Origin of the sequence: Pseudomonas sp. WS 5011, assembly GCF_012985775.1 — a bacterium.
In the GTDB taxonomy this organism is placed as follows: Bacteria; Pseudomonadota; Gammaproteobacteria; order Pseudomonadales; family Pseudomonadaceae; genus Aquipseudomonas; species Aquipseudomonas peli.
In genome coordinates, this window is record NZ_JAAQXA010000007.1 from 42,785 (window position 1) to 69,692 (window position 26,908).

Here is a 26,908-nt window from a genome sequence, read left to right on the forward strand (position 1 = left end):
AAAGTGACTGCAAAGCACTTCTTGGTCGCAGAGCGACGCGCACCCACTGATTTTCCCCGGATCTTGATGTAGTATGCCGCGCCTCGGACTACATGACGTATTTCCCATGTCCGACGCGGCTATTGAGTAGAGCTGAGCAGAGTGAGGCAAGTGATGACTGAACGCGTTCAAGTAGGCAGCCTGCAGGTTGCCAAAGTGCTGTTCGACTTCGTGAATAACGAAGCCATCCCCGGTACCGGCATCGCTGCCGACAAGTTCTGGGCGGGTGCCGAAGCGGTCATCAATGACCTGGCCCCGAAAAACCGTGCGCTGCTCGCCAAACGCGATGCGATTCAGGCGCAGATCGACGGCTGGCACCAGGCCCGCGCAGGCCAGGCCCATGACGCCGCTGCCTACAAAGCCTTCCTTGAGGAAATCGGTTACCTGCTGCCAGAGCCGGCTGACTTCCAGGCCACGACGCAGAACGTCGACGATGAAATCGCCCGTCTGGCCGGCCCGCAGCTGGTCGTGCCGGTGATGAATGCGCGCTTCGCCCTGAACGCCTCCAACGCCCGCTGGGGTTCGCTGTACGACGCGCTTTATGGCACCGATGTGATCAGCGAAGAAGGCGGCGCCGAGAAAGGCCGTGGCTACAACAAGGTTCGCGGCGACAAGGTGATTGCCTTCGCCCGCGCCTTCCTCGACGAAGCCGCGCCACTGACTGCTGGCTCCCATGTCGACTCCACCGGTTACCGCATCGAAGCCGGCAAGCTGGTTGTCAGCCTTAAAGGCGGCAGCAACAGCGGCCTGCGTGACGACGCGCAACTGGTTGGTTTCCAGGGCGCTGCCGATGCGCCTGTCGCCGTCCTGCTCAAGCACAACGGCCTGCATTTCGAAATTCAGATCGACGCCAGCACCCCGGTCGGCCAGACCGACGCCGCTGGCGTTAAAGATGTGCTGATGGAAGCTGCGCTGACCACCATCATGGACTGCGAAGACTCTGTAGCGGCCGTCGATGCCGACGACAAAGTGGTGATCTACAAAAACTGGCTCGGCCTGATGAAGGGCGATCTGGCGGAAGAAGTGGTCAAAGGCGGCCAGACCTTCACCCGCACCATGAACCCGGATCGCGTCTACACCAAGACCGACGGTGGCGAACTGACCCTGCACGGCCGCAGCCTGCTGTTCATCCGCAACGTCGGCCACCTGATGACCAACCCGGCGATCCTCGATGCCCAGGGCAACGAGATTCCGGAAGGTATCCAGGACGGCCTGTTCACCAGCCTGATCGCCATCCACAACCTGAATGGCAACACCAGCCGCAAGAACACTCGCACCGGCAGCGTGTACATCGTTAAGCCGAAGATGCACGGCCCGGAAGAAGTCGCCTTCACCAGCGAAATCTTCAGCCGCGTCGAAGACGTGCTCGGCCTGGCGCGCAACACCCTGAAAGTCGGCATCATGGACGAAGAGCGCCGCACCACCGTCAACCTGAAAGCCTGCATCAAGGCCGCCAGCGAGCGCGTGGTGTTCATCAACACCGGCTTCCTCGACCGTACCGGTGACGAAATCCACACTTCCATGGAAGCCGGCCCCGTCGTGCGTAAAGCGGCCATGAAAGCCGAGAAGTGGATCAGCGCCTACGAGAACTGGAACGTCGATATCGGCCTGGCCACCGGCCTGCAAGGTCGCGCCCAGATCGGTAAAGGCATGTGGGCCATGCCCGACCTGATGGCCGGCATGCTCGAGCAGAAGATCGCCCACCCGCTGGCCGGTGCCAACACCGCCTGGGTACCGTCGCCGACCGCCGCCGCGCTGCACGCCCTGCACTACCACAAGGTCGATGTGTTCGCCCGTCAGGCCGAGCTGGCCAAGCGTGAGCGCGCTTCGCTGGACGACATCCTGAGCATCCCGCTGGCGCCGAACACCAACTGGACCCCGGAAGAGATCCAGAACGAGCTGGACAACAACTCCCAGGGCATCCTCGGTTACGTGGTGCGCTGGATCGACCAGGGCGTCGGCTGCTCCAAGGTGCCGGACATCAATGACGTCGGCCTGATGGAAGACCGCGCCACCCTGCGCATCTCCAGCCAGCTGCTGGCCAACTGGCTGCGCCACGGCATCGTCACTGAAGAGCAGGTGGTGGCCAGCCTCAAGCGCATGGCCCCGGTGGTCGATCGTCAGAACGCTGCTGACCCGCTGTACCGTCCGCTGGCGCCGAACTTCGACAGCAACATCGCCTTCCAGGCTGCCCTGGAACTGGTGGTCGAAGGCACCAAGCAGCCGAATGGCTACACCGAGCCGGTGCTGCACCGCCGCCGCCGCGAGTTCAAGGCCGCCAACGGCCTTTAACCCGCAGCTGAAGCCACATAAAAAACCGCCCTTCGGGGCGGTTTTTTATTATTGGCTGCCAGCAAAGCACAGGCACAGTGACTTGCATCAGGCTGGCGGCCTCGCTTTTGTTCGACAATTTCAAGCAGATACTCACTTTATTGGCTATAGGAATAGGCATGCCAGCCGAAACCATAATATAGCCATAACGGAATATGACTAAAAAATGACCGAAAAGCGGCATTACGCCACTATATGAACTCGGTATACTCCGCGCCCCTCTTTGGGTACATCTGCCATGTTGAAAAATCTCTCGCTGACACTGAAGTTCTTACTGCTGCCCGCCATTGCCTTGCTGGGTCTGCTGCTGTTCGTGGGCTACACCTCGCTACAACTGGCAAACAACGATGTGCGCCTGGTCACCCTGGAAACCAATAGTTTCCCGACCCTTGAGAAGGCCGATGCGGTGATCTTCCAGTACTCACGTTTACCGGGCCTGCTTAATAGCGCAGTCGCCGCCGGAGAGCTGGAAACCCTCGATGAAGCGCGCAAAGTCCTGACTGACATTGCGGACATGCAGCAGGAACTGCAGACCCTGGTCACCCAAGCGGACCGCCGTCAGGAACTGGACGCCTGGCGGAGCGCCATACAGCGTTACGCGGACAACGCCCTGCCCGCCTCAGAGCAGCTGATTAAAGGCAGCGCCAGCTTTGAAGACCTGGCGCCCAACCTCGGCCGCATGGCCAGTGACTTGGGTGAAGCGCAAAAACTCGGCAATGCGTTCCGTACCCATGCATATGAAGACTTTCAGGAAACCCTGGCGCAAACCCGCACGGACAACGCCACCACCACCCGCGTAGGCTTTGCTCTGTCAGCCATTCTGGTACTGCTAATCAGCATTGCGTCAGTGCTGGTAATTCGCGGCACCATGGCCAACGTGCGTGGCGTGATTACCTCACTGCAGGCAATCGCCCGGGGTGATGGCGACCTGACTCGCCGAGTGAATGTCGACTCCAATGATGAAATCGGTGAAATGATTCAGCTGTTCAACAGCTTTATCGACAAGCTGCAAGGCACCATCCGCCAAATCATCGAAGCCGCCAGCCCGCTGGCCGGCATGTCCCAGGAACTGTACCGGCTGACTCAGGACTCCAAGGAAAACTCACGTTCGCAGCAAGGCCATACCGACTCGATCAGCCGTGACATCCTGACCATGACCAACAGCATTCAGGAGGTTGCCCACCGCTCACAACAGGCCTCCGAAGAAGCCGGGGCGGCCTCGCAGCAGGCCGATCAGGCGCGCAAGAACATCGGCAGTCTGTCGAGCAGCATCAGCGACCTAGGCAGCAGCGTAATGAGTGCCGTCAGTGCCATGCAGCAGCTGGAAGAGGAAACCCAGCAGGTGGGCTCAGTGCTGACCGTAATTCGCAGCATTGCCGAGCAAACCAACCTGCTGGCACTCAACGCCGCCATCGAGGCCGCGCGGGCAGGCGAGCAGGGCCGGGGGTTTGCCGTAGTGGCCGATGAAGTGCGCAACCTGGCCTCGAAAACCGCCGCCTCCACCGCCGAAATCCAGAACATCATCCTGCGTCTGCAGAACAGCGCTAATGGTGTACTCAGCGTGATGACCGCCAATGGCGAAAAAGCTCAGGCGAGCATCGAGCGCTCCGTGCAAGCCACCCAGATACTCGAAGCGATTGCCGGCGCCGTCGGCCATATCAATCAGCTTAATGCTGGTATCGCGCAGTTCACCCAGGAACAAATCGGCCTTTCCAGTTCCATCCAGCAAGATACACAAGTGTTGCAGCAGGACGCACAAGCAACCGCTCAAGGTGCAGAAGCAACGGCTCGTCTCGGCGAACAGTTGGTCAGCACAGGGGATCATCTGCGCGCGGCGACTGCCCAATTCCGCGTTTAACCTGAACACAGGAGCATCACTGCATGTTTAAAGCTCGTCTGCTTCCCTTGGCCATCTGCCTGGCCGCTGCTCCAGCTTTCGCGCTGGAGCAAGGCGAACACCGCTTCAATACCTTTGGTACGGTCGGCATCACCCACCTCGGTGGCGAAGATGATGGCCGTAGCTATGGCATCACCGGCCAGACCAACGATTCCTGGCGCGGCGATCAGCTGTCCAAGTTTGGTGCGCAAGTCAATTACGGCATCACTGACAGCATTGGCGCAACGCTGCAACTAACCGCCAAGCCGGCACAGGATGAGTGGAAAGCCAATGTCGAGTGGGCGTACTTCTCCTGGCAAGCCAATGACAACCTGATGCTGCGTGTCGGTAGACTACGCACCCCGGTATACATGTATTCGGAAAGTATCGATGTGGGCTTCAGCTACCCATGGCTGCGCCTGCCTGATGAAGTTTACAGCCAGGTTCAACTGTCCAATTACGAGGGTCTGGACGCGGTTTACAATCTGCCACTTTCCTTCGGTTCAATGGCCTTCCAGGTCGCCGGTGGTCAGGCGAAGAATCGCGACATCTTCGCCTTTGATGGCATGCATGACATCGACTACGAAAAGGTCTTTGGCGCCAACATCAGCCTGGCCACCAATGACTTAGGCACGCTGCGCGTGGGTTATGTAGAAGCCGATATCTCAACTGAAATTGAAGACACCGTATTACTGGGTGGAGCACCTAGAGCCGTATCGTTTCAAAGCTTGGACAAACAGAAAGGAAAATTCACGTCTCTAGGTTACCAATACGACAACGGTACCTGGCTAACCAGTAACGAATGGACCTCACGCGTTATTGAGGCAGACGGTTCTGGCAGTGTCGACGCCTTCTACCTAATGGGGGGGCGCCGCTTTGGCGAATTCCTGACTCATGTTACCTACGCACAACTGGATGACGATGCTGGGCGGCAAAACTCTTGGACTCTGGGTCTGAACTACAACCTACTGCCTAACGTAGTTTTGAAAAGCGAATTCAAACGCGTGGATACTTCAGGCGGTTACGACGGTGTATTTGTCCGTACACCTCAAGAAGCGTTTGAAAACAACATTAATCAAAACGGCATCCCAAGTCTGAATGTTCCCGCAGGGGTAGCAGGCAGCCCAGCCCGCAACTTTGACGGTGACATCATCAGCGTCGGCGTCGACTTCGTATTCTGAGGAGAGCATTGATGAAGCATTCCATTCAAACGCTCTGCGTCGCCGTGTGCCTCAGCGTTAGCGCGCTGGCTCAGGCCGAAGTCGCAGTAATCGTTAATCCGGGCGCGGCCAAGGCGCCGAGCCAGGCAGACGTCAGCAACATCTTTCTGGGCAAAGACAAGTCCATGAAAGGCGTTGACCACAAGGATTGGTCTGCAACCAAGGACAAGTTCTACAGTGCAGTGACCAACAAGAGTGAATCACAGCTCAAATCGTACTGGTCTGGACTCGTGTTCACTGGTAAGGGTCAACCGCTACCAAGCGTTGGCGGCGACGCTGATGTCATCGCCAAGGTGGCCGCTGAAGCCGATGCGATTGGCTATGTAGATGCCGCCGCAGTGAATGACAGTGTGAAGGTTCTCTTTACCCTGCCTTAATCATTGCAGCATCGTCATCAGAGCCCTTGGATTGAAAAATCCAAGGGCTTTTTTATGCCTCTTGCACAGGACGCCCAACGCCTAGACTTACGTCCAATGGCCTACCCCACAGCGCCAGTCGATCATGCTTATAGAGAAAACCGTGAGGCCGCCCATGAGCAGCGCAGATGCAATCGCCCAAGCCGGCAAAACGGCGGTGATGCAGAACATCCATGGCACCATGGTCTTTCTGCAGAAATTTCCGCCGTTCAATCAGATGGATGCCGCCCACCTGGCGTATCTGGTGGAGAACTGTCAGCTGCGTTTCTATGGCGAAGGTGAAACCATCATCAAGCCGACCGACGGCCCGGTTGAGCACTTTTATATTGTCAAACAGGGCCGCGTGCATGGCGAACGCCCGCATTCCGCACGGCGCGGCACGGAAACCACCTTCGAAATCACCAGCGGTGAATGCTTCCCGCTGGCTGCGCTGATCGGCGAGCGCGCCACCCGCACCGAACACCTGGCCGCCGAAGACACCTTCTGCCTGCTGCTGAACAAGCCGGCGTTTATCAAGCTGTTCTCATTGTCCAGCCCGTTGCGCGACTTTGCCTTGCGCGGTGTCAGCAGCCTGCTCGATCAGGTCAACCAGCAGGTGCAGATGCGCGCGGTGGAAACCCTTGGCGCGCAGTATTCGCTCGATACCCGCCTCGGCCAGCTGGCCATGCGCACCCCGATCAGCTGCAGCCCGGACATGCCGCTGCGTGATGCGGTCAAGCTGATGCACGAACAACAGGTCGGCAGCATTGTGATCGTTGATCCCAAATTGAAACCACTGGGCATTTTTACCCTGCGCGACCTGCGTCGCGTGGTGGCTGACGGTGTCGATCTGGCGCAGCCCATCGACTGCCTGATGACGCAATCACCCTTTGATCTGCCACCAGATGCCAGCGCCTTCGATGCGGCGATGGCCATGACAGAGCGGCATATCGCCCACGTCTGCCTGGTTGAGCATGGCCAGCTGTGCGGGGTGATTTCAGAGCGGGATCTGTTCAGCCTGCAGCGGGTCGATCTGGTGCACCTGGCGCGCACCATTCGCCACGCCGGACGGGTGGAAACCCTGGCAGCGCTACGCAGCGATGTGCGCCAACTGGTCGACAGCATGCTCGCCCACGGCGCCAGCTCGACGCAGATCACCCAGCTGATCACCCTGCTCAACGACCATACTGTCTGCCGGGTGATCGAGCTGACGTTGGAAGACCTAGGCGACCCTGGCGTACCGTTCACCTGGCTGGTATTCGGCAGCGAAGGCCGCAGCGAGCAGACGCTGCACACCGATCAGGACAACGGCATCCTCTTCGAAGCCGCCGATGCAGCCGAAGCTGCGGCCATACGCGGCCGCCTACTGCCGCTGGCCCAGGAGATCAATCAGCGCCTGGCGCAATGCGGCTTTACCCTGTGCAAGGGCAACATCATGGCCGGCAACCCCGAGCTGTGCCTGTCACGCCAAGAGTGGTCACGGCGCTTCAGCAGTTTTGTTCAGGAAGCCACGCCGGAGAACCTGCTGGCCTCAAGCATCTATTTCGACCTGCGTGCCGTGTGGGGCACAACCGAGGGTTGCGATCACCTGCGCGAAGGCCTGCTGCAGCAGGTGGCCGGCAATAGCCTGTTTCAGCGCATGCTGGCGGAAAACGCCCTACGCCAGCGACCGCCGGTGGGCATGTTCCGTGACTTTGTGGTCGCTCGCAGCGGTGCTGAGAAGGACACCCTGGACCTTAAAGTGCAGGGCCTGACGCCCTTTGTTGATGGCGCCCGCCTGCTGGCCCTGGCCCATGGCGTGAACACCTGTAACACCCTGGAGCGCCTGCGCGCGCTGATTCAGCAGGGGGTGATCGAAGCCCAGGATGGCGCAGCCTATGAAGAGGCCTACCACTACATTCAGCAGGCACGGATGCAGCAGCACCAGCTGCAGGCACGCAATGGCCAAGCCTATTCCAACCGCGTCGATCCCGATCACCTCAACCACCTCGACCGGCGCATCCTGCGTGAATCGTTCCGCCAGGCACAGCGCCTGCAGAGCAGCCTGGCGCAGAGGTATCAGTTATGAGCAAGTTCACCTGGTTTACCGGGCAACGACCGGCCCTGACGCAAGCACAACTCACGCGCCGACAGGCACTGGCCGAGACTTGCTACCTCAACGATGGTCCGCTGAACGAGCAGCGCCTAGTGGTGCTGGACCTGGAAACCAGCGGACTGAATATGCGCCGTGATCAAGTCCTGTCTATTGGTGCGGTGGTAATCGACCAGGGCGCCATCGACCTTGGTCAGCAATTCGAATGCACCTTGCTCCGCGAAGGCCACCAGGCCAGCGCCAGCACGCTGATCCATGGCATTGCGCCCAGCGAAATCGCCAATGGCGAGGAGCCCGCCGAAGCCCTGCTGAGCTTTATGGAGTTTGTCGGCGACAGTCCGTTGCTGGCCTTTCATGCCGAGTTCGACCAGCGCATGCTGGCCCGCGCGCTCAAGCAGAGCCTGGGCTACCGCTTGCAGCATGCCTTCTTCGATGTCGCCGAAATCGCCCCGCTGGTCTGCCCCAAGGCAAAACTGCCGCACGCAGGCCTAGACGACTGGACGCAGCATTTCGGCCTGCAGGTGCAACAACGTCACCACGCCAGCGCCGACGCACTGGTGACTGCAGAGCTGGCGCTGATTTTGTTCAGCAAGGCGCGCCAGCAGCAGCTCGACAACCTGCCGGCACTGCTGCAGCAACTCAACAGCCGTCGTCGCCAACGCGCGCATTCGATGTAAGAGCAGCGCCTACAGATCGCGCATCAGCAGGCCATATTCCAGCTGCACCTCAGGTGGCACCGGCAGGTAGAGCACATGTCCGTCGCCCGGCGCGACTGCCACAGCATGGCCCTTGCTGTTTTCCAGCTGCTCGAGGGTAAAGCGCAGATTACCCTGGGGCGTCATAAGCTCCAGGCCATCACCGACGGCAAAGCGGTTCTTTACCCGCACCTCAGCCAGTTCACCACGCCGCTCGCCGGTCAGTTCACCGACAAACTGCTGCTGTTCGGACACCGAGCTGCCGCGCTCATAGTTCTGATATTCATCGTGCACATGGCGGCGCAGAAAACCCTCGGTGTAGCCGCGATGGGCCAGGGACTCCAGGGTATTCATCAGGGATTTGTCGAAGGGCCTGCCGGCCACCGCATCATCAATGGCCTTGCGGTACACCTGAGCAGTGCGCGCCACGTAATAGTGGGATTTGGTACGGCCCTCGATCTTCAGCGAATGCACGCCCATCTGCACCAGACGCTCGACATGCTGCACCGCGCGCAGGTCCTTGGAGTTCATGATGTAGGTGCCGTGCTCGTCCTCATAGGCGGCCATCTGCTCGCCAGGCCGACTGGCATCCTCCAGCAGAAACAGCTGCTCTGTGGGCGCACCCACGCCTAAGGTCGGTTCGACAATCTGCACCACCTCGCCCAGTTCGTTCTCGCCGGCCGGAGTGGCCTGGTACTGCCAGCGACAGGCATTGGTGCAGCTACCCTGGTTGGGATCGCGCTTGTTGATATAACCCGACAGCAGGCAGCGCCCGGAATAAGCCATGCACAACGCACCGTGGACAAACACCTCCAGTTCCATGCCCGGCACTTCACTGCGGATCTCGGCGATCTCCTCCAGCGACAGCTCGCGCGACAGAATCACCCGGCTCAAGCCCTGCTGTTGCCAGAACCTCACGCTGGCCCAGTTCACCGCATTGGCCTGCACCGACAGGTGAATCGGCATCTGCGGAAAATGTTCGCGCACCAGCATGATCAACCCGGGGTCGGACATGATCAGCGCATCCGGCCCCATCAGCACCACCGGCAGCAGGTCACGCAGAAAGGTCTTCAGCTTGGCGTTATGCGGCGCGATGTTGACCACCACATAGAACTGCTTCCCCTGCGCATGCGCCTCGCGGATACCCGCCTCCAGATTGGCGTGGTCGAACTCATTATTGCGCACCCGCAGGCTGTAACGCGGCTGCCCGGCGTACACCGCATCCGCGCCATAGGCGAAGGCGTAACGCATATTTTTCAGGGTGCCGGCTGGTGAGAGCAGCTCGGGGTAACGCGGAGTCGGTGCCATGGGTAAAGCGCTCAGCCAACAGGGCCGGTCACTCTAGCGCGGCAGCGGCCAGCGGCTATTGATCTGTATCTATGTCACTGCGGTGCCATGGCATAGCGCAACCACCCATCGCGGCAGCGCATCGGCTGATTGCAGCGCAGGGGGCGGCGCTGTCATCATATGCGAATAATTCTTGATTTGTTTCCTATCTCCCATTGCGAGGTCCGCGTGTCGGCCGGCGATTCCACCCACCAGCAAGTTGTCGGCCTGTTCTATCGCGATCACCGTGACTGGCTGCTCGGCTGGCTGCGCAAAAGCCTGTACAGCCCGGAACGCGCCGAAGACCTCAGCCAGGACACCTTTGTCCGCCTGCTCGGCCGCAGTGATCTGGATCAGGCCCGCGAGCCGCGCGCGCTGCTGACCACCATCGCTAAAGGCCTGCTGATCGATCACTTCCGCCGCAGCGCGTTGGAACGTACCTACCTCGAAGAACTCGGCCAGCAACCTCAGGACGTGCAACCCAGCGCCGAAGAACAGGCGCTGGCCCTGGACGCGCTGCGCGAAATAGATCGCTTGCTTGGTGAGCTGTCGAGCAACGCCCGCGCGGCCTTTCTGCATAACCGCCTGGACGGCATGGGCCACGCGGAAATCGCCGAGCGCCTCGGCGTTTCCGTCTCCCGCGTGCGCCAGTACCTGGCCCAGGGTCTGCGCCAGTGCTACATCGCCCTGTACGGAGAGCCACAATGAGCGCGGTATCGGCGCAGGTGCTGGGTGCCGCCATCGAATGGCAGCTGTGCCTGGACTCCGGCACGGTCAGCGCTGAACAACAGCATGCGTTCGCCGCATGGCTGGCGGCGCACCCCGACCATGCGCGGGTCTGGCAACAACTCAATGGCATGGATATCCGCCTGGCTTCGGCCGCCGCCGCGCCGGCGCGGCAAGCCTTGCTGCACAGTGCGCGCAGCAAAGGTCTACGGCGTATAGGCGGCACCGCGCTCGGCCTACTGCTGAGCAGCGCGCTGGTGCTCGGCCTGTTGGCGCAGCAACGCCCGCTCGGCGATTACCTGGCCGATGAACACACCGGCCGTGGCGAACAGCGCGAACTGCTGCTCAGCGACCACAGCCTGGTGCGCCTAAACAGCGCCAGCGCCGTGGACATCGAATTCAGCGACAGCCAGCGCGCAGTGCGCCTGCACAGCGGTGAGATCCTGGTGCAAACCGCTCACGGTGATTCGCGACCCTTTGTGGTGCTCACTGAACACGGCAGCCTGCGCGCTCTCGGCACGCGCTTTCTGGTCCGCCGCGAAGGCACCAGCACGCGCCTCACCGTGCTGCAGTCGGCCGTCGCCGCGCACCCGGTCGAAGGCAGCAGCGAACGGATTATCCACAGCGGCGAACAAGTGCTGATGCAGCGCCAACGCCTTGGCAGCGTGCTGCCTGCGCCACTCAGCGCAGCGGCCTGGAGCCAAGGCATGCTGGTGGCGGACAACCTGCGCCTTGAAGACCTGCTCAACGCCCTCGGCGAATATCGCAACGGCTACCTGGGCCTCGACCCGAGCCTGGCCGACCTGCGCATCAGCGGCAGCTTCCCCTTGCACGACAGCGACAAGGCCTTGGTTGCCCTGCCGCCGAGTTTGCCCGTGCGTATTGAGCGCCTTGGCAACTGGTGGACCCGGGTCGTACCCGCTGCGCAGTAGGTGTCGCGCTGTGCCGCCAGGTGATACGCCAGGAAGTTGGCAAATTATTTTTAACGAGCCCTGTCACTTTTTCATTCTGCTTCGGCAACAGGTCATTGAGATACATTCCCGCTTAGGAGAGTTTCGTAATGACCCGCGCCATGCCCCTGTTTCGCCCCGGCCTGCTGGCCGCTGCCATCAGTCTTGCCAGCGTCTGCGCTCCCGCCCTGGCGGATAGCTACCAACTGCCGGCCGCACCGTTGGCCAGCACCCTGACACAGATAGCCAGCCAGGCCGGTATCGTCCTGAGCATCGACCCCGCGCTGACCGCAGGCAAACAATCAGCCCCGGTGGCAGGTGACTACGACGCCCTCGAAGCCCTGCACCAGGCGCTGCAAGGCAGTGGTTTGCAATTGCAGCAGAACAACGCCGGCAGCTACAACTTGGCACCAGTGCCGCAAGCAGCGGTGGCGTTGCCGGATGTGACGGTGACCGCCGCGCAGAACGTGGAAAGCGCCTGGGGCCCTGCGCCCGGCTACCTGGCCAATCGCACTGCAACCGGCAGCAAGACCGACACACCGCTGCTGGAAGCACCGCGCTCGATCTCGGTGGCCACCCGCGAGCAGATGCAGGATCGCAAAGTGCAGAACCTCGATGACGCCGTGCGCTATATGCCCGGTGTCATTGCCAGCAGTTACGGCAGCGACAGCCGCGCCGACTGGATGAAGATCCGCGGTTTCGAGCCGATCCAGATGCTCGACGGCTTGCCGCTGCCCAAAGGCAGCTACACCATGGCCAAGCTGGAAACCTGGAACCTGGAACGCGTCGCCGTACTGCGCGGCCCTGCCTCGGCCGTGTATGGCCAGACCCCGCCCGGCGGCCTGGTGGATGCCGTCAGCCGACGCCCGCAGGCCGAAAGCAGCCATGAAGTGCAGGTGCAAGCCGGTAACTACAATCACAAGCAGATCAGCTTCGATAGCACCGGCAAGATCGACGATGAAGGTCGCTTCCTCTACCGTCTCAGCGGTACCGGCCGTGACAGTGGCACCGTTATCGAGCATATGGACGACCAGCGTTTCAACCTCGCGCCCAGCCTGACGTGGAACATTGCCGACGACAGCAAACTGACCTTCCTCGGCCAGTTCAACCGAGACGATACCGGCGGCACCAGCCAGTTCCTGCCACTGCAAGGCACCAAGCTGAGCACCCCAGCCGGCAAGATCGACTACAACAAGAACCTTGGCGACCCTGACTGGGAGTTCTACGACAAGACGTTCTACGCACTGGGCTACGCCTTCGAGCACCGCATCAACGACATCTGGCAGTTCAATCAGAACCTGCGCTATAGCAAACTCGAACTGGATAACCAGATCATCACCGCTGGGGGCTGGGCGACCGCGGTTGCCGATAACGGCACCGTTGCGCGCGGCGCTAACGTGTACGACGAAAACATCAGCCACTTCGCTGTGGACAACAACCTCCAGGCCGATTTCAACACGGGCGCAATCGGGCACACGCTATTGCTCGGCGTGGATTATCTGCGCGTCAACACCGATTACCGCTGGCTGTACGGTACTGCTCCCAGCAGCAACATCATTCGCCCGATTTACGGCCAGGACTTCAGCGGTGTCGCCTACACGGCTTTCCAGAACTACAACCAGAAGCGCACAAGCACCGGCCTCTATCTGCAGGATCAGATGGCACTCGACGCCTGGCGTCTGACCCTGGGCGGCCGCTGGGACAAACTGGATACCGACTCGGTGTTCTACAACGCCAACGATGCCCAAGACAGCCGTCGCGACAGCCAGTTCAGCGGTAACGCAGCGCTAAGCTACGTGTTCGATTCCGGCTTCACCCCTTACATGTCTTACGCCGAATCATTCCAGGCAGAAGCGGGTGGTAGTGAAGGCAAAGCATTCCAGCCGAGCACAGGCAAACAGTATGAACTGGGGATCAAGTATCAGCCGCCGGGCAGCGACATGTTGTTCACCGCTGCGGCGTATGACCTGAAACGGCAGGACATCGTCAGCACCAACACGTTGGGGGCCAGCCAGCCTCTGGAGGAAGTGCAAGTTCGTGGTTTCGAGCTGGAAGCGATCGGCAAAGTGACCGAAAACTTCACGCTGACCGCCTCTTACACCTACGCCAACAGCAAGATGACCAAAGTCGGTGATCCGCGCGACAAGAACCGCGCGCTGCCGCTGACCCCCGAGCATCAAGCGGCGATCTGGGCCGACTATGACTGGGCAGCTGGTCCGCTGGCCGGCTTCGGTGTTGGCTTCGGCGCGCGCTACGTCGGCTCCACCGACAATATTTCTGTCGGCAGCATCGGCTTCGTGCGTGACACATCGGATGGTCACTCCAACGCCTACACCGTCTACGACGCCGCTGTGCGTTATGACCTCGGCCACCTCGATAGCAGCCTGCACGGCGCCAGCGTGGCGCTCAACGCCAACAACCTGTTCGACAAGGAATACCTGGCCACCTGCGACGGTTTCTACTGCTATGCCGGTGATCCTCGCCGCGTGACCGCCAGCCTCAACTACGCCTGGTAAGCCCCCACGCAGCCACCCTGCGCCGCCATACCGGGCGGCGTAGGCATTTCTGGATATGCCGATGAAAGCCACCGCCATCCGCCGCTGGTCCCAGGTGCACACCTGGACCAGCCTGATCTGCACCCTGTTCCTGCTGATGCTGGCCCTAACCGGCCTGCCGCTGATCTTTCACCACGAGCTGGAGCACCTGCTCGGCGAAGCGCCCGAGCTACGCGAGTTGCCAGCCGACACGCCGCATCTAAGCCTGCAACAGCTGGTCGAAGCGGCCGAGCGTCATCGACCGGGGGAAGTGGTGCAGTATTTCGGTTTCGAGGACGATGAACCCAACGGCGTGGTGGCAATCACTGCGGCCACTGCCGGCACCGAGCCGAACTCTTCGCACACCTTTATGCTCGATGCGCGCAGCGGCGAGGCGGTTGAAATGCCAGCGGCCAACGGCGGCATCCTGATGGTCATTCTGCGTTTGCACGTGGACATGTTCGCTGGGCTGCCGGGCAAGCTGCTGCTGGCATTTATGGGCCTGCTGTTCGTGGTGGCGATCATCTCCGGCGTGGTGCTTTACGCGCCGTTTATGCGTCGGCTGAAATTCGCCGAAGTGCGCCATGAGAAATCCACCCGCACGCGCTGGCTCGACCTGCACAACCTGATCGGCATCGTCACCCTGACCTGGGCGCTGGTGGTGGGCGTGACCGGGGTAATCAGCGCCTGCGCCGATCTGCTAATCAGCGCCTGGCGTACCGAAGCCCTGGCCGCGATGGTCGCGCCCTATCGCGACGCGCCGCCGTTAACCGAGCGTGCACCGGTCAGTCAGGTGCTGACGATTGCCGCGCAAGCCACGCCGGAGATGCAGCCGGACTTTATCGCCTTCCCCGGTACACGTTTTTCCAGCGAGCACCATTACAGCGTATTTATGAAAGGCAATACGCACCTCACCGCCCACCTGTGGACGCCGGTGCTGATTGATGCGCGCAGCCTGAACGTCACCGCCGTCGGCCAGCGGCCCTGGTACATGGATGCGCTGTCGATGTCGCAACCGCTGCACTTTGGCGACTACGGCGGCATGCCGATGAAAGTGCTCTGGGCGGTGCTCGATGTACTGACCATCATCGTGCTCGGCAGCGGCCTGTACCTCTGGTGGGTACGCCGGCGAACCCCGGCGACGCAACGTGAGCGCGCGGAGACCCCAGCATGAACTGGCGCCAATCGACCTTCACCCTGCCGCTGCTGCTCGGCCTGCTTAGCGCCATCGGCCTGATCAGTGCACTACTGGGTGATAGCGGCTGGGATGCCGTGGCCTGGCTGGGCCTCGGCTTACCGGCCGTACTTGGCTGCTGGCCGTTGCTGCAGCGCAGCCAAACACGGCGCCCGTAGCCCTGAACGAAGCCAGGGCTAACCGGTGATTAGCGAGGAGAATTGACGATGCTGCGACCTGCTACTGGCAGACCTGCCGGTAGAGCGCATCCTCTTTAGCGACGACCTTCAACTGATCCAGCAGCGGCTTTTTCTCTGCGTCCAAGGGCAACAGTTCTGCCGTGCTGCAATTGAGCAGATGCGCCTGATGGCTGACATGGTCGATATGCTGCTTTTCAAAGCGGTACAGGTTAAAGGCGCTGATCACGCCACCCTCGGTTTCCTGGCGCTGCACGCTTTTGCTGTCGAGTACGGTAAACGCCGTGGTCATCGGCCAGTAAAACGTCCAGGGCCGCCAGAACACCTCGCCGTTTTCGCTGGCTACCAGCACCGACTCCGCAGGCTGACGCTGCAGCTGGTGCTCGAACCAGGAGTACTCGTAGTAAATCTGGTAGCTCAGCATGCCCAAACCGCCAAACGCCGGGATGATCCACTTCGGCAAGCGATTGCGCGTCAGTTTGCGCAGCAGCATGGCAATACCAGCCGCACCCAGCCCTGACACCACGATGGCAAGTATTGTCCACAACATGTACTGACTCCCGATAATAAAAACTGCCTGGCGCAGTTGATAACGCTGTGCCTCGACGCGCAAGAAGGTGTGCGTCACGGATAGCTGGAAATAAAACGGGCCTCCTAAGGAGGCCCGCTGGTAAGACCCTGATCAAACATGATCCGGGGGGATTATGCTCAGTGGCTCAATGCGCCACCAGCACCTTTGGGAGTACGTACGCTTTCTACCAGTTCCTGAATCTCCTTCGGCGGCGCTTCGGTCGCAAGCGACACGGCGTAGGCAACCGCGAAGTTGATCAGTGCACCCACGGTACCAATGGACAGCGGCGAGATGCCGAACATCCAGTTATCTGGGGTGTTGGCGAAGGTCGCAGTGCCAGGGATGAAGAACCAACCCAGGTACAGGAAGATGTACACGACGGTGAACACCAGGCCTACCAGCATGCCGGCAATCGCGCCCTTGTCGTTTACCCGCTTGGAGAAGATCCCCATCATCAGCGCTGGGAACAGCGTGGCCGCGGCTATACCGAAAGCCAGCGCCACCACCTGCGCCGCAAAGCCGGGCGGATTGAGCCCCAGCCAGGTGGCCAACAGGATGGCGATAGCCATGGATATCCGTGCAGCGCGCATTTCCCCCTTCTCGCTGATCTTCGGATTTATCAGCGTCTTGATTAGGTCATGACTCACGGCTGAGGAAATAGCCAGCAACAGACCGGCAGCCGTCGACAACGCAGCGGCAATGGCACCCGCTGCAATCAGGCCAATAACCCAACCCGGCAGGTTGGCGATTTCCGGGTTAGCTAGTACCAGAATGTCGTTGTTAACGGTCAGCTCGTTGCCTTTCCAGCCGCGGGTTTCAGCAGTTGGGGTGAAGGCTGGAGCTGCATCGTTATACAGCTGAACACGACCATCGCTGTTCTTGTCTTCCCAGGTGATCAAACCGGTTTTTTCCCAGTTCTTCACCCACTCAGGACGCTCTTCATACGCCAGTGCTGGCGCTTCGACACCCTGCGGATAAATGGTGGTCATCAGGTTCAAACGTGCCATGGACGCCACAGCCGGAGCGGTGAGGTACAGCAGAGCGATAAAGATCAGGGTCCAGCCAGCCGACCAACGTGCGTCAGCGACTTTCGGCACGGTGAAGAAGCGAATGATTACGTGCGGCAGACCGGCCGTACCAATCATCAGCGACATGGTGAACAGCACCATGTTCAGCTTGTTGGTGACATCTGCGGTGTAATCGGTAAAGCCCAGACCCGCTACGACTTCATTGAGTTTCTGCAGCAGCGGCACGCCTGACTCAGTGTGCTCGCTGAACATGCCGAACATCGGAATCGGATTGCCCGTCAGTTGCAGGGAGATGAATACCGCAGGAATGGTGTAGGCGATGATCAGTACAACGTACTGAGCAACCTGGGTATAGGTAATACCCTTCATCCCGCCGAATACCGCGTAACAGAACACCACACCAGCAGCGATCCAGATACCGGTGGAGTTGCTCACTTCTAGGAAGCGCGAGAACGCCACGCCAGCACCAGCCATCTGACCGATCACGTAGGTGACGCAGATGATGATCAGGCAGACCACTGCCGCCAGACGTGCACCGTTGCTATAGAAGCGATCACCGATGAAATCCGGCACAGTGAACTTGCCGAATTTGCGCAGGTACGGCGCCAGCAGCATGGCCAGCAGCACATAGCCACCGGTCCAGCCCATCAGGAAAGTTGAGTTGGCATAACCACCGGCAGCGATCAGGCCCGCCATGGAAATAAACGAAGCTGCAGACATCCAGTCAGCTGCAGTTGCCATACCGTTGGTCACGGGGTGAACACCACCGCCGGCGACATAGAACTCTTTGGTTGAGCCGGCACGTGCCCAAATAGCGATGCCGAAGTAGAGCGCGAAGGACGCGCCCACAAACAGCATATTGATTACAAACTGGCTCATGGATTATTCCTCGACACCGAATTGTTTATCGAGTTTGTTCATTTTCCAGGCGTAGAAGAAAATGATCCCGATAAAGGTGATGATCGAACCTTGCTGGGCGAACCAGAAGCCAAGGTCGGTACCGCCGACAGAAATACCTGCCAGCATCGGTCGAAGAAGTATGGCGAAGCCGTAAGACACCAGGGCCCAGACAATCAGGCTCCAGGTAATCAGCCGAACATTCGCCTTCCAGTACGCTGCAGCGTTAGCTTGATCAGAAGTCATAAACTCCTCCGGTTATTGTTATTCTCATGCACCTTCAAGCTAGCAGCAGGCCACTAGGGCCGACAGATAGACATTGGTATTAGCTGCTTAACAACGCCTTGAGTACTGTTTTTTATCCAGTAATAACAAACCGTTAAGCACGCATAAAAAAGCACCGAAGTCGGCGCTAACCCGTGAACCGAGCATCATCACGATTGCGTCCTTGTAACAGCCTCCGTTTAAGCCCTGCCCGGCCAACTTCCACTCGCCGTTACTCAGGCCGCGCCGGCTTAGCGCCAAGCGTAGCCGGCGCACTCGACATACGCTTAGGCGACTGACACACCGCGTAGGTAAACAACCGGGCAATACGCTGTGCCAGCAAATGCCCGGCGCGCGACTCTTCGCGCAGCCTGATATGCCCGCTCATCGCACATACCACAGACGAAAGAAGCCAAACGCCAGCAGCAGCCCCACCTGGCCCAGCGCAGTGCACAGGCTAAGAAAGGACTGCACTTCAAGGTTCTGTGGGGCGTTTGCCAAGCCAGTCAGGCTCTTCCAGAAGGCTTCTGGCAATAGCACCAGGCTCAATTGCGCCAGGGGTTGTCCGGTCAACTGCAGTCCCTTGATCAGGTCAAACTGACCGCAGAACATCAGGCCCAGCAGCACCATAAAGGCCACCGCCAACCCCAGAGCGAAACAAGCAGAGAACTGCATCAATAAACGCATCATGTTCAACTCCCAAGCAGGTAAAAAGCGGCGCAAGCGGAACCTGCGCCGCAAGGTCTTAGCGATCGCTGACAGGGCTGGCCAGTGGCAGGCGACCGACGCCGTACCAGTCGAGTTTGCGGGTCAGCACCATCACCCCGGCGAGCACACCGAACACCAGCACCGAGCCCATCAGCAAGGCGTAGTCCTCAGCCCCAAGCAGGCCGAACAACATGCCGTAGAGCAGCGCCAGCAACGCACCAAAGCCCACTCCGCGCAGGGCGCTGTGCAGCACGTAACTGACGTAGAAACCAATCAGCAGCACACAGGCGGTCGCGGCAATGCCGTAGGCCAAGGCAAAACTCAGGTGCTCGGACAGCGACAGCAGCAGCAGGTAGAACAGCGCCAGCGACATGCCCACCAAGGCGTATTGCACCGGGTGTACGGCCATGCGTTTGAGCACTTCAAAGAGGAAGAACACGGCGAAGGTCAGGCCGATAAACAGCAGCGCATATTTGATCGCCCGTTCGGTCTTCAGGTACTGGTCCACCGGGTCGACAAAGCTCACACCGAAGTTGCGCGCAGTCAGCGCATTGCAGCTGTCGCCTTGCACGCAATCAGCCAATGCTTCTTCCAGGTTGGTGGCGAAGAAACTGGTCTGCCAGTGCGCTTTGAATCCGGCAGCCGAAACCTCACGGCTGCTCGGCAGGTATTCCCCGACAAAGCTCGGGTGCGGCCAGCCGGAGGTCAGCTCAACCCGACTGTCACGCCCCACCGGGGTGATGCTCAGCTGCTCGGTACCCTGCAGTTTGAGGTTGAAGGCGAACTCCAGCACTTGCCCACCCTGGGTATCCAGCAGCGGCAGCGGCGCATGCACACCTGCACCGAAGCGCTCTTCAGCGCTACCCGGGGCGAAGCTCAGGCTCATGCCGTTGAAGCGCAGTTGCAGGTCATTGCTGATGCCGCGGACATCGCTGATACCGACCGAGAGGAACGGCCGGTCAAACTGGTACAAACCCAGCTCATCACCCAACCCCAGACGCGCCGGTAGCTTAAAGGCGCCACTGATCTGGTTATCGCTGCGGTACAGCAGCGCTTTATAGATGCCGCGCGCACGCTCCTCGGTAGTGACCTGGCCATTGAGCACAAAGCGCTCTGGCAGGAAGTACAACCGGCCACGGATCTTCTGCTCTTCCAGGTAACGCTCGCCGGTCTTGGCGTGGGTTTTCCACTGGTTCCACACCTTGGTGTAAGGCATTACCAGAATCGGCCCGGTCAGCTGCTGGCGGTAGCTGGAGCTGCGCGCGATGTCTTGCAGCACCTCGGCACGTTGATACTGCCGCTCGCTCACCAGCCCGCCAATCATCGACAGCGGGATCAGCAATAACAAAATCAGCAGGGCAATGGCGCCCAGCTTGAAACCCAGAATGCGGCTCATGGTGCAACTCTCCGATACGGTTTAGGTAGGCAGAGTCTGGGTGGCGCAAATGGTGGCTTTATGGAGGGCAGATGGAGAGTGTGTGGAGATGCGGAGCAGACACCAAGCCGGCCAATAGACAGTCATCCGGGAAATGCGTAGCGTGCCGCTGAACGCCACTTAAGGATGAACGGCCATGACCCAGCACAACCCCTACGCTACCCCGCAAACCAGCGTCGCCGAGGCAGAATCCCTGGTGTCCGACGAGCAGATTGCAGCCCTACCCATCTCGGATAAATGGAAGCAGCGCTTTAGCGCGATCCACCATGCCGGCGGCATCAAGATGCCCAGGTTCAAGCAGCTGCCCGCCGAGGAGCGGCGCAAGGCTTTCAGCTTCAACTTTCTGGCGTTCTTCTTCGGGCCGATCTACTACGCCATCAAGGGCATGTGGAAAAAGGGTTTAGCGCTGTTCGTCGTCTGCGCAGCGGTAGTGATCATCCTCGGCATCGGCCTGGACTATCTCGGCTACAGCAAAATCGCCAACGCACTGGGCTACGGTATCAGCGCGGTATTCGCCACGCGCGCCAATATCGATTACTACAAGAAGATGCTGCTGAACAATAACGGCTGGTGGTAAGCGCCTAACTCAACAGCATCAGGAGAATGACGTGACGGAGTATGTCGCTGAGGTGATCTGGCAACGCGGTGAGCAGGACTTTCTTGGTAACCGCTACAGCCGCAAGCATCTGCTGCGTTTTGATGGAGGTCAGGAGGTCGCCGGTTCGTCCTCACCGCATGTAGTTCCGCTGCCCATGTCGGATGCAAGCGCCGTCGACCCCGAGGAAGCCTTCGTCGCCTCGCTTGCCAGCTGTCATATGCTCTGGTTCCTCTCCATCGCCGCCAAGTGTCGTTTCTGCGTTGATGACTACCACGACTGCGCCAGCGGGCTGATGCAGGAGAATGCCGCCGGCAAGCTGTTTATCGCCCAGGTGACTCTGCGTCCTGCGGTCAGTTTCTCTGGTGAGCGCCTACCCAGCCGCGAACAGATTGAGCAGATGCACCACCAGGCCCATGAAGAGTGCTTTATTGCCAACTCGGTGAAATCTGAGGTGCGCTGCGAGCCACGTTTTATTGAGTGACAACCAACCGCCCGTATCGATGACTGAACACGATGCGGATTAACGTAACAGCTGCTAGCGGGAGATAGGGCGTGACCCCAACTGCATACGGCTGCCCCGATGGACAGCCACTGTTCTACTTCCATGGCGTACCGGGCGCAGCGGTTGAGGCGGCGATGCTGCATCAGGCTGCCTTGGCGCACGGCATCAAGCTGCTGGTGGTGGAGCGCAATCTGCCCGGCGAACTCGGCAGCGCGGCTTATCTGCAACACCTGGCGCAACAGATCAGTGATCGCGCCGCTGGTCAGCCGATTCGCCTGCTTGGTTTTTCCATCGGTGCCTGCCTGGCGCTGCGTGTAGCCGCACTGCTGGGTGAGCAAGTGGCTGAGGTCTATCTGCTATCGGCCGCCGCACCGCTGGAAATCCCCAGCAATAGCGTCGGCATGGGCGCAGGCCGTTATACCTTCCTGTGGGCGCAGCACTATCCAAGGCTTTTTCGGGCCTTTGCCTGGTATCAGGCGCTGCTGGCGAAAGTCAGCCCGCGCCTGCTGCTGAAGTTGCTGTTCAACGGCGCTGGCGGCAACGACGCCGAATTACTGCATCAAGCCGACACCCAGGCCTGGCTGGCAGACATTCAGCGCGCGTGTTTCAGACATGGCACTAGCAGCTATCAGCGTGACGTAAACCTCTACGTCGAGCCCTGGGCTGCAGAGCTGGATAACGTCACGGCGGCAGTCAACCTGTGGCATGGCGACGCCGATAACTGGGCGCCCATTGCCATGTCCATTTACCTGCAGGAGCATCTGCGCAATGCCAATGCGGTGATCCGCTGCGCCGAACAAGCGCACTACGGCTGCCTGCTGGAGAACGCTCAAGCCGTGATGGCGACGGTGCAGCTGAACAGTTCAGCAACCCGCGCGTCAGGCTGATAGCGCAAACTCCCTCGATTTATAACTACCCAAGGATGGCACCATGAAAAAGCTCGCACTGCCGCTGATCACCCTGCTGGCCTTCAGCACCTACACCTTGTACGTGATGCTGCATGCAGAGCAATCGCTGCTGCAATTTGGCATCCAGTTGATGTCCAGCCCCGACACCGCCCAGGTGGTGATCGACCTGTATATCCTCGCGGCGCTGGCCTGCATCTGGATGTACCGCGACGGCCGCGAACGGGGCAAGTCGCTGGCCTACCTGCTGCCATTCTTTGCCCTGACTGCGCTGTTTGTCTCAATCGGACCGTTGCTGTATCTGGTGCTCAAGGCGCTCGATACAGCGAGCAAAGCGCCACAGGATAGGGCCTCGACTACAGCTTGACTGGACGGGGCAGCCCGAAGAACCGGGCTGCCAAACGCTTAGAAGTTCAGATTGAAATTGCCAGTGCCGAAGATGCCAACCAGGCCAATCACGATCAGATAAATCGCCACGATGTAGTTCAGCAGGCGCGGCATCACCAAAATCAGAATGCCGGCGATCAGCGAAATCAGTGGAGTAAGGGCAAGGGTCATCGTCGTCACCTGAGGATTCTTGAAAGGCCAGTATGCGCGCCACAACCAAAGCGCACAGCACTATCCACCCACTGGGCCGTAACCCATCCAACACTCAGTTAAACAACCCGCGTATTGAAGGCCCTTTATGAGCAACGCCAGCTTGTTAACCTCATTGCTGCAGTACAAGGCCTGGGCCAATCAGGAACTCTTTGCTGAGCTGCAGCGACTTGATCCGCTCACCCAACACAGCGAGCTGCACGCCGCCCTGCGCATCCTCAATCACATCTATGTGGTCGAGCGTATATTTGTCGCCAACCTGCAAGGCATCCACCATAGTTACAGCGCCACCAACACAGCGAATACGCCCACGCTGGCAGCATTGCAGCAGGCAGTGCAGGAGACAGATCGCTGGTATTTGGACTATGTCGCGGGACTGAGCGCCGAACAGTTGGCCGAGCGCCTGAGCTTCACGTTTGTTGATGGCGATACCGGCTGCATGAGCCGCGAGGAGATGCTCGCGCATATCGTCACCCACGGCGGCTACCACCGTGGCGCAGTCGGCCGAATCATGGCGCAGCTGCAACTGGCGCCGCCGCGGGATATCTACACGCGCTTTCTGCATGAGGATCAGCCGCAGCGTCGCGCAGTGAGCTAAGCCGGAGGCTTGGCAATAAAGGCTTGCTTGTCATGCCGATCAAACCCTGCGGTCTCATAGAAGCGCAGGGTGGCTGGGTCCTTGCTGCTGGTCATCAGCATGACCTTGTAGCAACCCTGGTCCCAGGCAAACGCTTTAGCGTAAGCGAGCAACGCTTGACCGTAGCCACACCCGCGATGCTCGCTATGGGTCACCACGTTTTCGATCAGGGCAAAGGGCCGACAGCCGCGCGTCAGGTTGGCCACCAGGTTGATGCTGCAGCTGGCCACCAGCTGCGCCTCGAGGTACAGGCCAAAACAGTGATGCGCTGGGTTGGCGATTATCGCCTGCCACACCGCTTCAATCTGATCGCGCGCGGGCAGCGGTTGATCCTCGGGATGTAAATGCTCATACAAAGCGAGCAACGCATCCAGCTCACTAGCCCCGACACTACGGATGTCCATCAACCTATCCCTGTTACGCGCGGCTTTACTCGCCGCGAATGTACTGTTCCAGTTGCTGGATCAGGCTCGCCTGTTCGGCGATGGTGTGTTTGACCAGGTCACCAATCGACAACAGGCCGATCAATTCACCCTCCGCCAGCACAGGTAAGTGGCGCAAATGGCGGTCGGTCATCAGCTGCATACAATGCTGTGAGGTGTCGCGCAGACCGACGGTTATGACATCTGCTGTCATAATTTCGCTGATCATCGCACCGAATGCGGAGCGTTCCAGCAGCGCTACTTTGCGCGCATAGTCACGTTCACTGACGATGCCAGCCAGGCGGCCTTTCTCATCCAACACCACCAATGCGCCAATGCCTTTCTCGGCCATCAGTTTGATGGCATCCAGCACCGAAGTGCTGGGCGTAACGCTGTACACGGCGGCCTGGGGCTTGGCGCGAAGAATCTCGGCAACTGTTTTCATGCAGCGGCTCCTGCTCTGTTTCTTATTGGCATTGAGGATAGTTCGCTGGCCGGTGATTGCTGGCCAACCCGATGACCTGATCAGAGCACCTGTGTGGGCTCAGCGCAACCATTGCAAACCAGCAAGGTCGGTGCCAAGCCGCGCCTCAGTTGCCAGGAAACAACGGCAGACGCACCCGCACCTCAACACCGCCCTCGACATTACCGATGTGCAGCGCACCGCCATGCAACTGCATCACTTCCTCGACAAAGTTGAGCCCCAAACCGGTGCTCTTGCGCCCGCTGCCGGGGCGCGGCAGGGAATAGAACCGCTCGCTCAGGCGCACTAAGGCGTAATCGGGAATCGCCTCGCCCTGGTTGAACAGGTGCAGCTCGATCTGCCCGGCACGGGCCTCTGCGCTAAAGCGGATCAGCCCAACGGGCGGGGTGAAGTCCAACGCGTTATCCAGCAGATTGGCCAGCGCCTGACGCAGCAGAAAGGCCTCACCACTCGCGCTTAATTCAGCGCCAATATGGTTTTCAATCTGCAGGCCGGCGGCTTCGATACGCGCCATCTGCGCCTGCAACAGCGAATCTACCAGCGCTTGCAACGGCACCGCGACCTGTTCCTCCAGGCCCTGGCGCTGCTCGACCTGGGCCAGGTGCAGCAGGCGCTCGATCAGCTGCTGCATGCGCGCGCTTTCCTGATCGATATTGGCGACAAAGCGCTGTCGCTGTGGCGCAGGCATTTCACCATCGAGCAACTCCGCCGCGCCACGAATCGCTGCCAGGGGGCTTTTCAGCTCGTGGGTCAGGGTGTGCACGTAGCGTTCGACATAGGCCTTGCCTTCCAGCTCGGTACGCATGCGCTCGATGGCTTCGGCCAGTTGCGCCAGCTCACCGCCGCGCACGCTGGGCAGTTCGGCACGTTGCCCGGCGCTGACCGCCTGGGCGTAGCGGGTCAGCTTGCGCAAAGCGCCACTGAGCCACCAGGACAGCAGCGCGCCGATCAGCAGACCAAGCACGATCAGCCCGCCGCCGAGCCAGGCCAGACGCTGCTCGGAGCGTTCGATATAGGGCTGCAGCGTGCGATTGGGCTTGGCCACCGAGACCACGCCGATAATCTGCGCGCCGTCCATGATCGGCGCAGCGACGTACATCACCGAAGAGTCGGGATCGTTCGGGTCTTCCTTGGTCGAGCGCGCGCCGTACTCGCCGCGCAGGGTGCGCAGCACATCGTTCCAGCGCGAGTAATCCTGGCCCACCGCCGCGCCTGTGGAGTCGAGCAAGACAATGCCCTTGGCGTCGGTGACATAGATGCGGTGGTTGACCTGGGTTTTCTCCACGCCCCAGATTTGCGCCTGCGGTTGACGTTGACCATAGGCTTGCAACAAGGCGGGCAGGCGGCTTTGTTGCAGTCGACCGGCCTTGACCTCATCACGCAAAATCTCGGCCAGCAGGTTGGCGGTATCGACCAGAGTTTCTTCAGTGCTCTGGCGCACGCCGGGGCGGATTTCGTCCATCACCGTGCTCAGCACAAACCAGCCCGCCAGTCCGACAAACAGGAAGTACACCAAAAAGATGCGTATCCCCAACGGCATCAGGCGTGCCTCGGCGAGTAGCTGTAACCCAGGCCGCGATGAGTCTGGATCGGCTCGGCCGCAGCGGCCACCTGGCGCAGCTTGGCGCGCAGGCTTTTGATATGGCTGTCGATGGTGCGCTCGTAGCCGACATCGGCGGCCACGCCTAGGCCGTCGAGCAACTGCTCGCGGGAGAACACCCGCTCGGGTTGCGCCAGCAGGCTTTGCAGCAAACGGAATTCGTGGCGGGTCAGGCTCAGCAACTGGCCGTGATAGTGGATCTGCACCCGCTCGATATCCAGCTGGAACGGAGCGCTGGCCGGGCTGGTGGCAGGGGCTTCACGCGGCCCTATGCGTTTGAGGATGGCCTTGACCCGCGCGGCCACTTCACGCGGACTGAAGGGTTTGACCACGTAATCGTCGGCACCGATTTCCAGACCGACCACACGATCGATTTCCTCGCTGCGCGCGGTAAGAAAAATCACCGGCACCTCGGAAAACCGCCGCAGGCGCTTGCAGGCTTCGAAGCCACTGATATCCGGCAGGCCGACATCGAGAATCAGCAGGTCCGCCGGGCTGCGCTGCTGTTCGGCCAGAGCCTGCTCGGCCAGGCTCAGCCAGGTGGTGGTGAAGCCTTCGCTTTGCAGGGCGAAGATCAAGGTGTCGGCGATCGCGGCTTCGTCTTCGACAATCAGAATATGCGGCATGGGCGTCCTGCTCGTGGCAACTCGGCGGGGAGCCTGCGGCAGGCAGCCGATAGCGTCAAGATCGGACGCAGCCGGCGGA

At 60.2% G+C, this 26,908-nt stretch carries 27 protein-coding genes; 16 read left to right on the forward strand and 11 right to left on the reverse strand.

What is annotated here, in order from left to right:
* The first annotated feature begins 153 nt into the window (after positions 1 to 153).
* From HBN63_RS09665 to HBN63_RS09690, 6 genes are all read left to right on the forward strand, one after another.
* Positions 154 to 2,331 carry a malate synthase G gene (locus tag HBN63_RS09665; protein ID WP_170049257.1) on the forward strand — a complete coding sequence of 726 codons (2,178 nt, stop codon included), beginning with the start codon at positions 154 to 156 and terminating at the stop codon, positions 2,329 to 2,331.
* A 277-nt stretch (positions 2,332 to 2,608) separates the two neighbouring features.
* Entirely contained in the window at positions 2,609 to 4,228 is a 1,620-nt protein-coding gene (locus tag HBN63_RS09670; RefSeq protein ID WP_167146815.1) for a methyl-accepting chemotaxis protein, read from the forward strand.
* Between the two features lie 23 nt (positions 4,229 to 4,251).
* Positions 4,252 to 5,427 carry a porin gene (locus tag HBN63_RS09675; protein ID WP_170049258.1) on the forward strand — a complete coding sequence of 392 codons (1,176 nt, stop codon included), beginning with the start codon at positions 4,252 to 4,254 and terminating at the stop codon, positions 5,425 to 5,427.
* A gap of 11 nt (positions 5,428 to 5,438) precedes the next feature.
* The gene (locus HBN63_RS09680; protein ID WP_090255046.1) at positions 5,439 to 5,843 is read left to right on the forward strand and encodes a phosphate ABC transporter substrate-binding protein; all 405 of its coding nucleotides are present in this window, start codon (positions 5,439 to 5,441) and stop codon (positions 5,841 to 5,843) included.
* A 154-nt stretch (positions 5,844 to 5,997) separates the two neighbouring features.
* Positions 5,998 to 7,929 carry a putative nucleotidyltransferase substrate binding domain-containing protein gene (locus HBN63_RS09685; RefSeq protein ID WP_170049259.1) on the forward strand — a complete coding sequence of 644 codons (1,932 nt, stop codon included), beginning with the start codon at positions 5,998 to 6,000 and terminating at the stop codon, positions 7,927 to 7,929.
* Positions 7,926 to 8,630 carry a 3'-5' exonuclease gene (locus HBN63_RS09690; RefSeq protein WP_170049260.1) on the forward strand — a complete coding sequence of 235 codons (705 nt, stop codon included), beginning with the start codon at positions 7,926 to 7,928 and terminating at the stop codon, positions 8,628 to 8,630. Before HBN63_RS09685 ends, HBN63_RS09690 begins: the two co-directional genes overlap by 4 nt.
* Before the next feature lie 9 nt (positions 8,631 to 8,639).
* Here the strand turns inward: HBN63_RS09690 and yegQ are convergent, their stop codons facing one another.
* Positions 8,640 to 9,956: a tRNA 5-hydroxyuridine modification protein YegQ gene (gene yegQ / locus HBN63_RS09695; RefSeq protein ID WP_167146802.1), complete on the reverse strand. Its 1,317-nt coding sequence runs from the start codon at positions 9,954 to 9,956 to the stop codon at positions 8,640 to 8,642.
* A 207-nt stretch (positions 9,957 to 10,163) separates the two neighbouring features.
* Between yegQ and HBN63_RS09700 the strand changes: the two genes are divergently transcribed.
* From HBN63_RS09700 to HBN63_RS09720, 5 genes are all read left to right on the forward strand, one after another.
* Complete coding sequence (locus HBN63_RS09700; RefSeq protein WP_170049261.1) at positions 10,164 to 10,682, forward strand: RNA polymerase sigma factor; 519 nt, start codon at positions 10,164 to 10,166, stop codon at positions 10,680 to 10,682.
* Positions 10,679 to 11,632, forward strand: a complete 954-nt coding sequence (locus HBN63_RS09705; RefSeq protein ID WP_170049262.1) for a FecR family protein — start codon at positions 10,679 to 10,681, stop codon at positions 11,630 to 11,632. The genes HBN63_RS09700 and HBN63_RS09705 overlap by 4 nt, the downstream gene beginning before the upstream one ends.
* 128 nt (positions 11,633 to 11,760) lie before the next feature.
* On the forward strand, positions 11,761 to 14,166 hold the full coding sequence (locus HBN63_RS09710) for a TonB-dependent siderophore receptor (RefSeq protein WP_170049263.1): 2,406 nt from the start codon (positions 11,761 to 11,763) through the stop codon (positions 14,164 to 14,166).
* Between the two features lie 61 nt (positions 14,167 to 14,227).
* Entirely contained in the window at positions 14,228 to 15,358 is a 1,131-nt protein-coding gene (locus HBN63_RS09715; RefSeq protein WP_170049264.1) for a PepSY domain-containing protein, read from the forward strand.
* Positions 15,355 to 15,537 carry a hypothetical protein gene (locus tag HBN63_RS09720; protein ID WP_170049265.1) on the forward strand — a complete coding sequence of 61 codons (183 nt, stop codon included), beginning with the start codon at positions 15,355 to 15,357 and terminating at the stop codon, positions 15,535 to 15,537. The genes HBN63_RS09715 and HBN63_RS09720 overlap by 4 nt, the downstream gene beginning before the upstream one ends.
* Before the next feature lie 61 nt (positions 15,538 to 15,598).
* Here the strand turns inward: HBN63_RS09720 and HBN63_RS09725 are convergent, their stop codons facing one another.
* The 5 genes from HBN63_RS09725 to creD form a co-directional block, all read right to left on the reverse strand.
* On the reverse strand, positions 15,599 to 16,105 hold the full coding sequence (locus tag HBN63_RS09725; RefSeq protein WP_170049266.1) for a hypothetical protein: 507 nt from the start codon (positions 16,103 to 16,105) through the stop codon (positions 15,599 to 15,601).
* A gap of 158 nt (positions 16,106 to 16,263) precedes the next feature.
* On the reverse strand, positions 16,264 to 18,033 hold the full coding sequence (locus HBN63_RS09730; protein WP_170049267.1) for a sodium:solute symporter family protein: 1,770 nt from the start codon (positions 18,031 to 18,033) through the stop codon (positions 16,264 to 16,266).
* A 3-nt stretch (positions 18,034 to 18,036) separates the two neighbouring features.
* The gene (locus HBN63_RS09735; protein WP_160089562.1) at positions 18,037 to 18,297 is read right to left on the reverse strand and encodes a DUF4212 domain-containing protein; all 261 of its coding nucleotides are present in this window, start codon (positions 18,295 to 18,297) and stop codon (positions 18,037 to 18,039) included.
* A gap of 402 nt (positions 18,298 to 18,699) precedes the next feature.
* A complete protein-coding gene (locus HBN63_RS09740) occupies positions 18,700 to 19,005 on the reverse strand; it encodes a hypothetical protein (protein ID WP_262498929.1) in 306 nt (101 codons plus the stop codon).
* A 55-nt stretch (positions 19,006 to 19,060) separates the two neighbouring features.
* On the reverse strand, positions 19,061 to 20,419 hold the full coding sequence (gene creD / locus HBN63_RS09745; protein WP_170049268.1) for a cell envelope integrity protein CreD: 1,359 nt from the start codon (positions 20,417 to 20,419) through the stop codon (positions 19,061 to 19,063).
* Positions 20,420 to 20,594: 175 nt separating this feature from the next.
* On the opposite strand from creD, the gene HBN63_RS09750 reads away from it, so the two are divergent.
* The 4 genes from HBN63_RS09750 (at position 20,595) to HBN63_RS09765 (ending at position 22,830) form a co-directional block, all read left to right on the forward strand.
* A complete protein-coding gene (locus tag HBN63_RS09750) occupies positions 20,595 to 21,035 on the forward strand; it encodes a DUF2628 domain-containing protein (protein ID WP_170049269.1) in 441 nt (146 codons plus the stop codon).
* 31 nt (positions 21,036 to 21,066) lie between these two features.
* Positions 21,067 to 21,537, forward strand: coding sequence for an OsmC family protein (locus tag HBN63_RS09755; protein WP_170049270.1), 471 nt, complete (start codon positions 21,067 to 21,069; stop codon positions 21,535 to 21,537).
* A 71-nt stretch (positions 21,538 to 21,608) separates the two neighbouring features.
* The gene (locus HBN63_RS09760) at positions 21,609 to 22,445 is read left to right on the forward strand and encodes an alpha/beta hydrolase (RefSeq protein WP_170049271.1); all 837 of its coding nucleotides are present in this window, start codon (positions 21,609 to 21,611) and stop codon (positions 22,443 to 22,445) included.
* A gap of 43 nt (positions 22,446 to 22,488) precedes the next feature.
* Positions 22,489 to 22,830: a DUF2834 domain-containing protein gene (locus HBN63_RS09765; RefSeq protein ID WP_170049272.1), complete on the forward strand. Its 342-nt coding sequence runs from the start codon at positions 22,489 to 22,491 to the stop codon at positions 22,828 to 22,830.
* Positions 22,831 to 22,868: 38 nt separating this feature from the next.
* On the opposite strand, the gene HBN63_RS09770 is transcribed toward HBN63_RS09765, so the two are convergent.
* On the reverse strand, positions 22,869 to 23,021 hold the full coding sequence (locus HBN63_RS09770) for a DUF3096 domain-containing protein (protein WP_167146758.1): 153 nt from the start codon (positions 23,019 to 23,021) through the stop codon (positions 22,869 to 22,871).
* Between the two features lie 127 nt (positions 23,022 to 23,148).
* Here HBN63_RS09770 and HBN63_RS09775 point away from each other — a divergent pair, with 127 nt between their 5' ends.
* The gene (locus HBN63_RS09775) at positions 23,149 to 23,658 is read left to right on the forward strand and encodes a DinB family protein (RefSeq protein ID WP_170049273.1); all 510 of its coding nucleotides are present in this window, start codon (positions 23,149 to 23,151) and stop codon (positions 23,656 to 23,658) included.
* On the opposite strand, the gene HBN63_RS09780 is transcribed toward HBN63_RS09775, so the two are convergent.
* From HBN63_RS09780 to creB, 4 genes are all read right to left on the reverse strand, one after another.
* On the reverse strand, positions 23,655 to 24,101 hold the full coding sequence (locus HBN63_RS09780) for a GNAT family N-acetyltransferase (RefSeq protein WP_170049274.1): 447 nt from the start codon (positions 24,099 to 24,101) through the stop codon (positions 23,655 to 23,657). The two genes, HBN63_RS09775 and HBN63_RS09780, sit on opposite strands and share 4 nt — an antisense overlap.
* A gap of 25 nt (positions 24,102 to 24,126) precedes the next feature.
* Positions 24,127 to 24,564 carry a CBS domain-containing protein gene (locus HBN63_RS09785; RefSeq protein ID WP_170049275.1) on the reverse strand — a complete coding sequence of 146 codons (438 nt, stop codon included), beginning with the start codon at positions 24,562 to 24,564 and terminating at the stop codon, positions 24,127 to 24,129.
* Between the two features lie 145 nt (positions 24,565 to 24,709).
* A complete protein-coding gene (gene creC / locus HBN63_RS09790) occupies positions 24,710 to 26,143 on the reverse strand; it encodes a two-component system sensor histidine kinase CreC (RefSeq protein WP_170049276.1) in 1,434 nt (477 codons plus the stop codon).
* Positions 26,143 to 26,829, reverse strand: a complete 687-nt coding sequence (creB, locus tag HBN63_RS09795) for a two-component system response regulator CreB (RefSeq protein ID WP_170049277.1) — start codon at positions 26,827 to 26,829, stop codon at positions 26,143 to 26,145. The genes creC and creB overlap by 1 nt, the downstream gene beginning before the upstream one ends.
* Between the last annotated feature and the right edge of the window lie 79 nt (positions 26,830 to 26,908).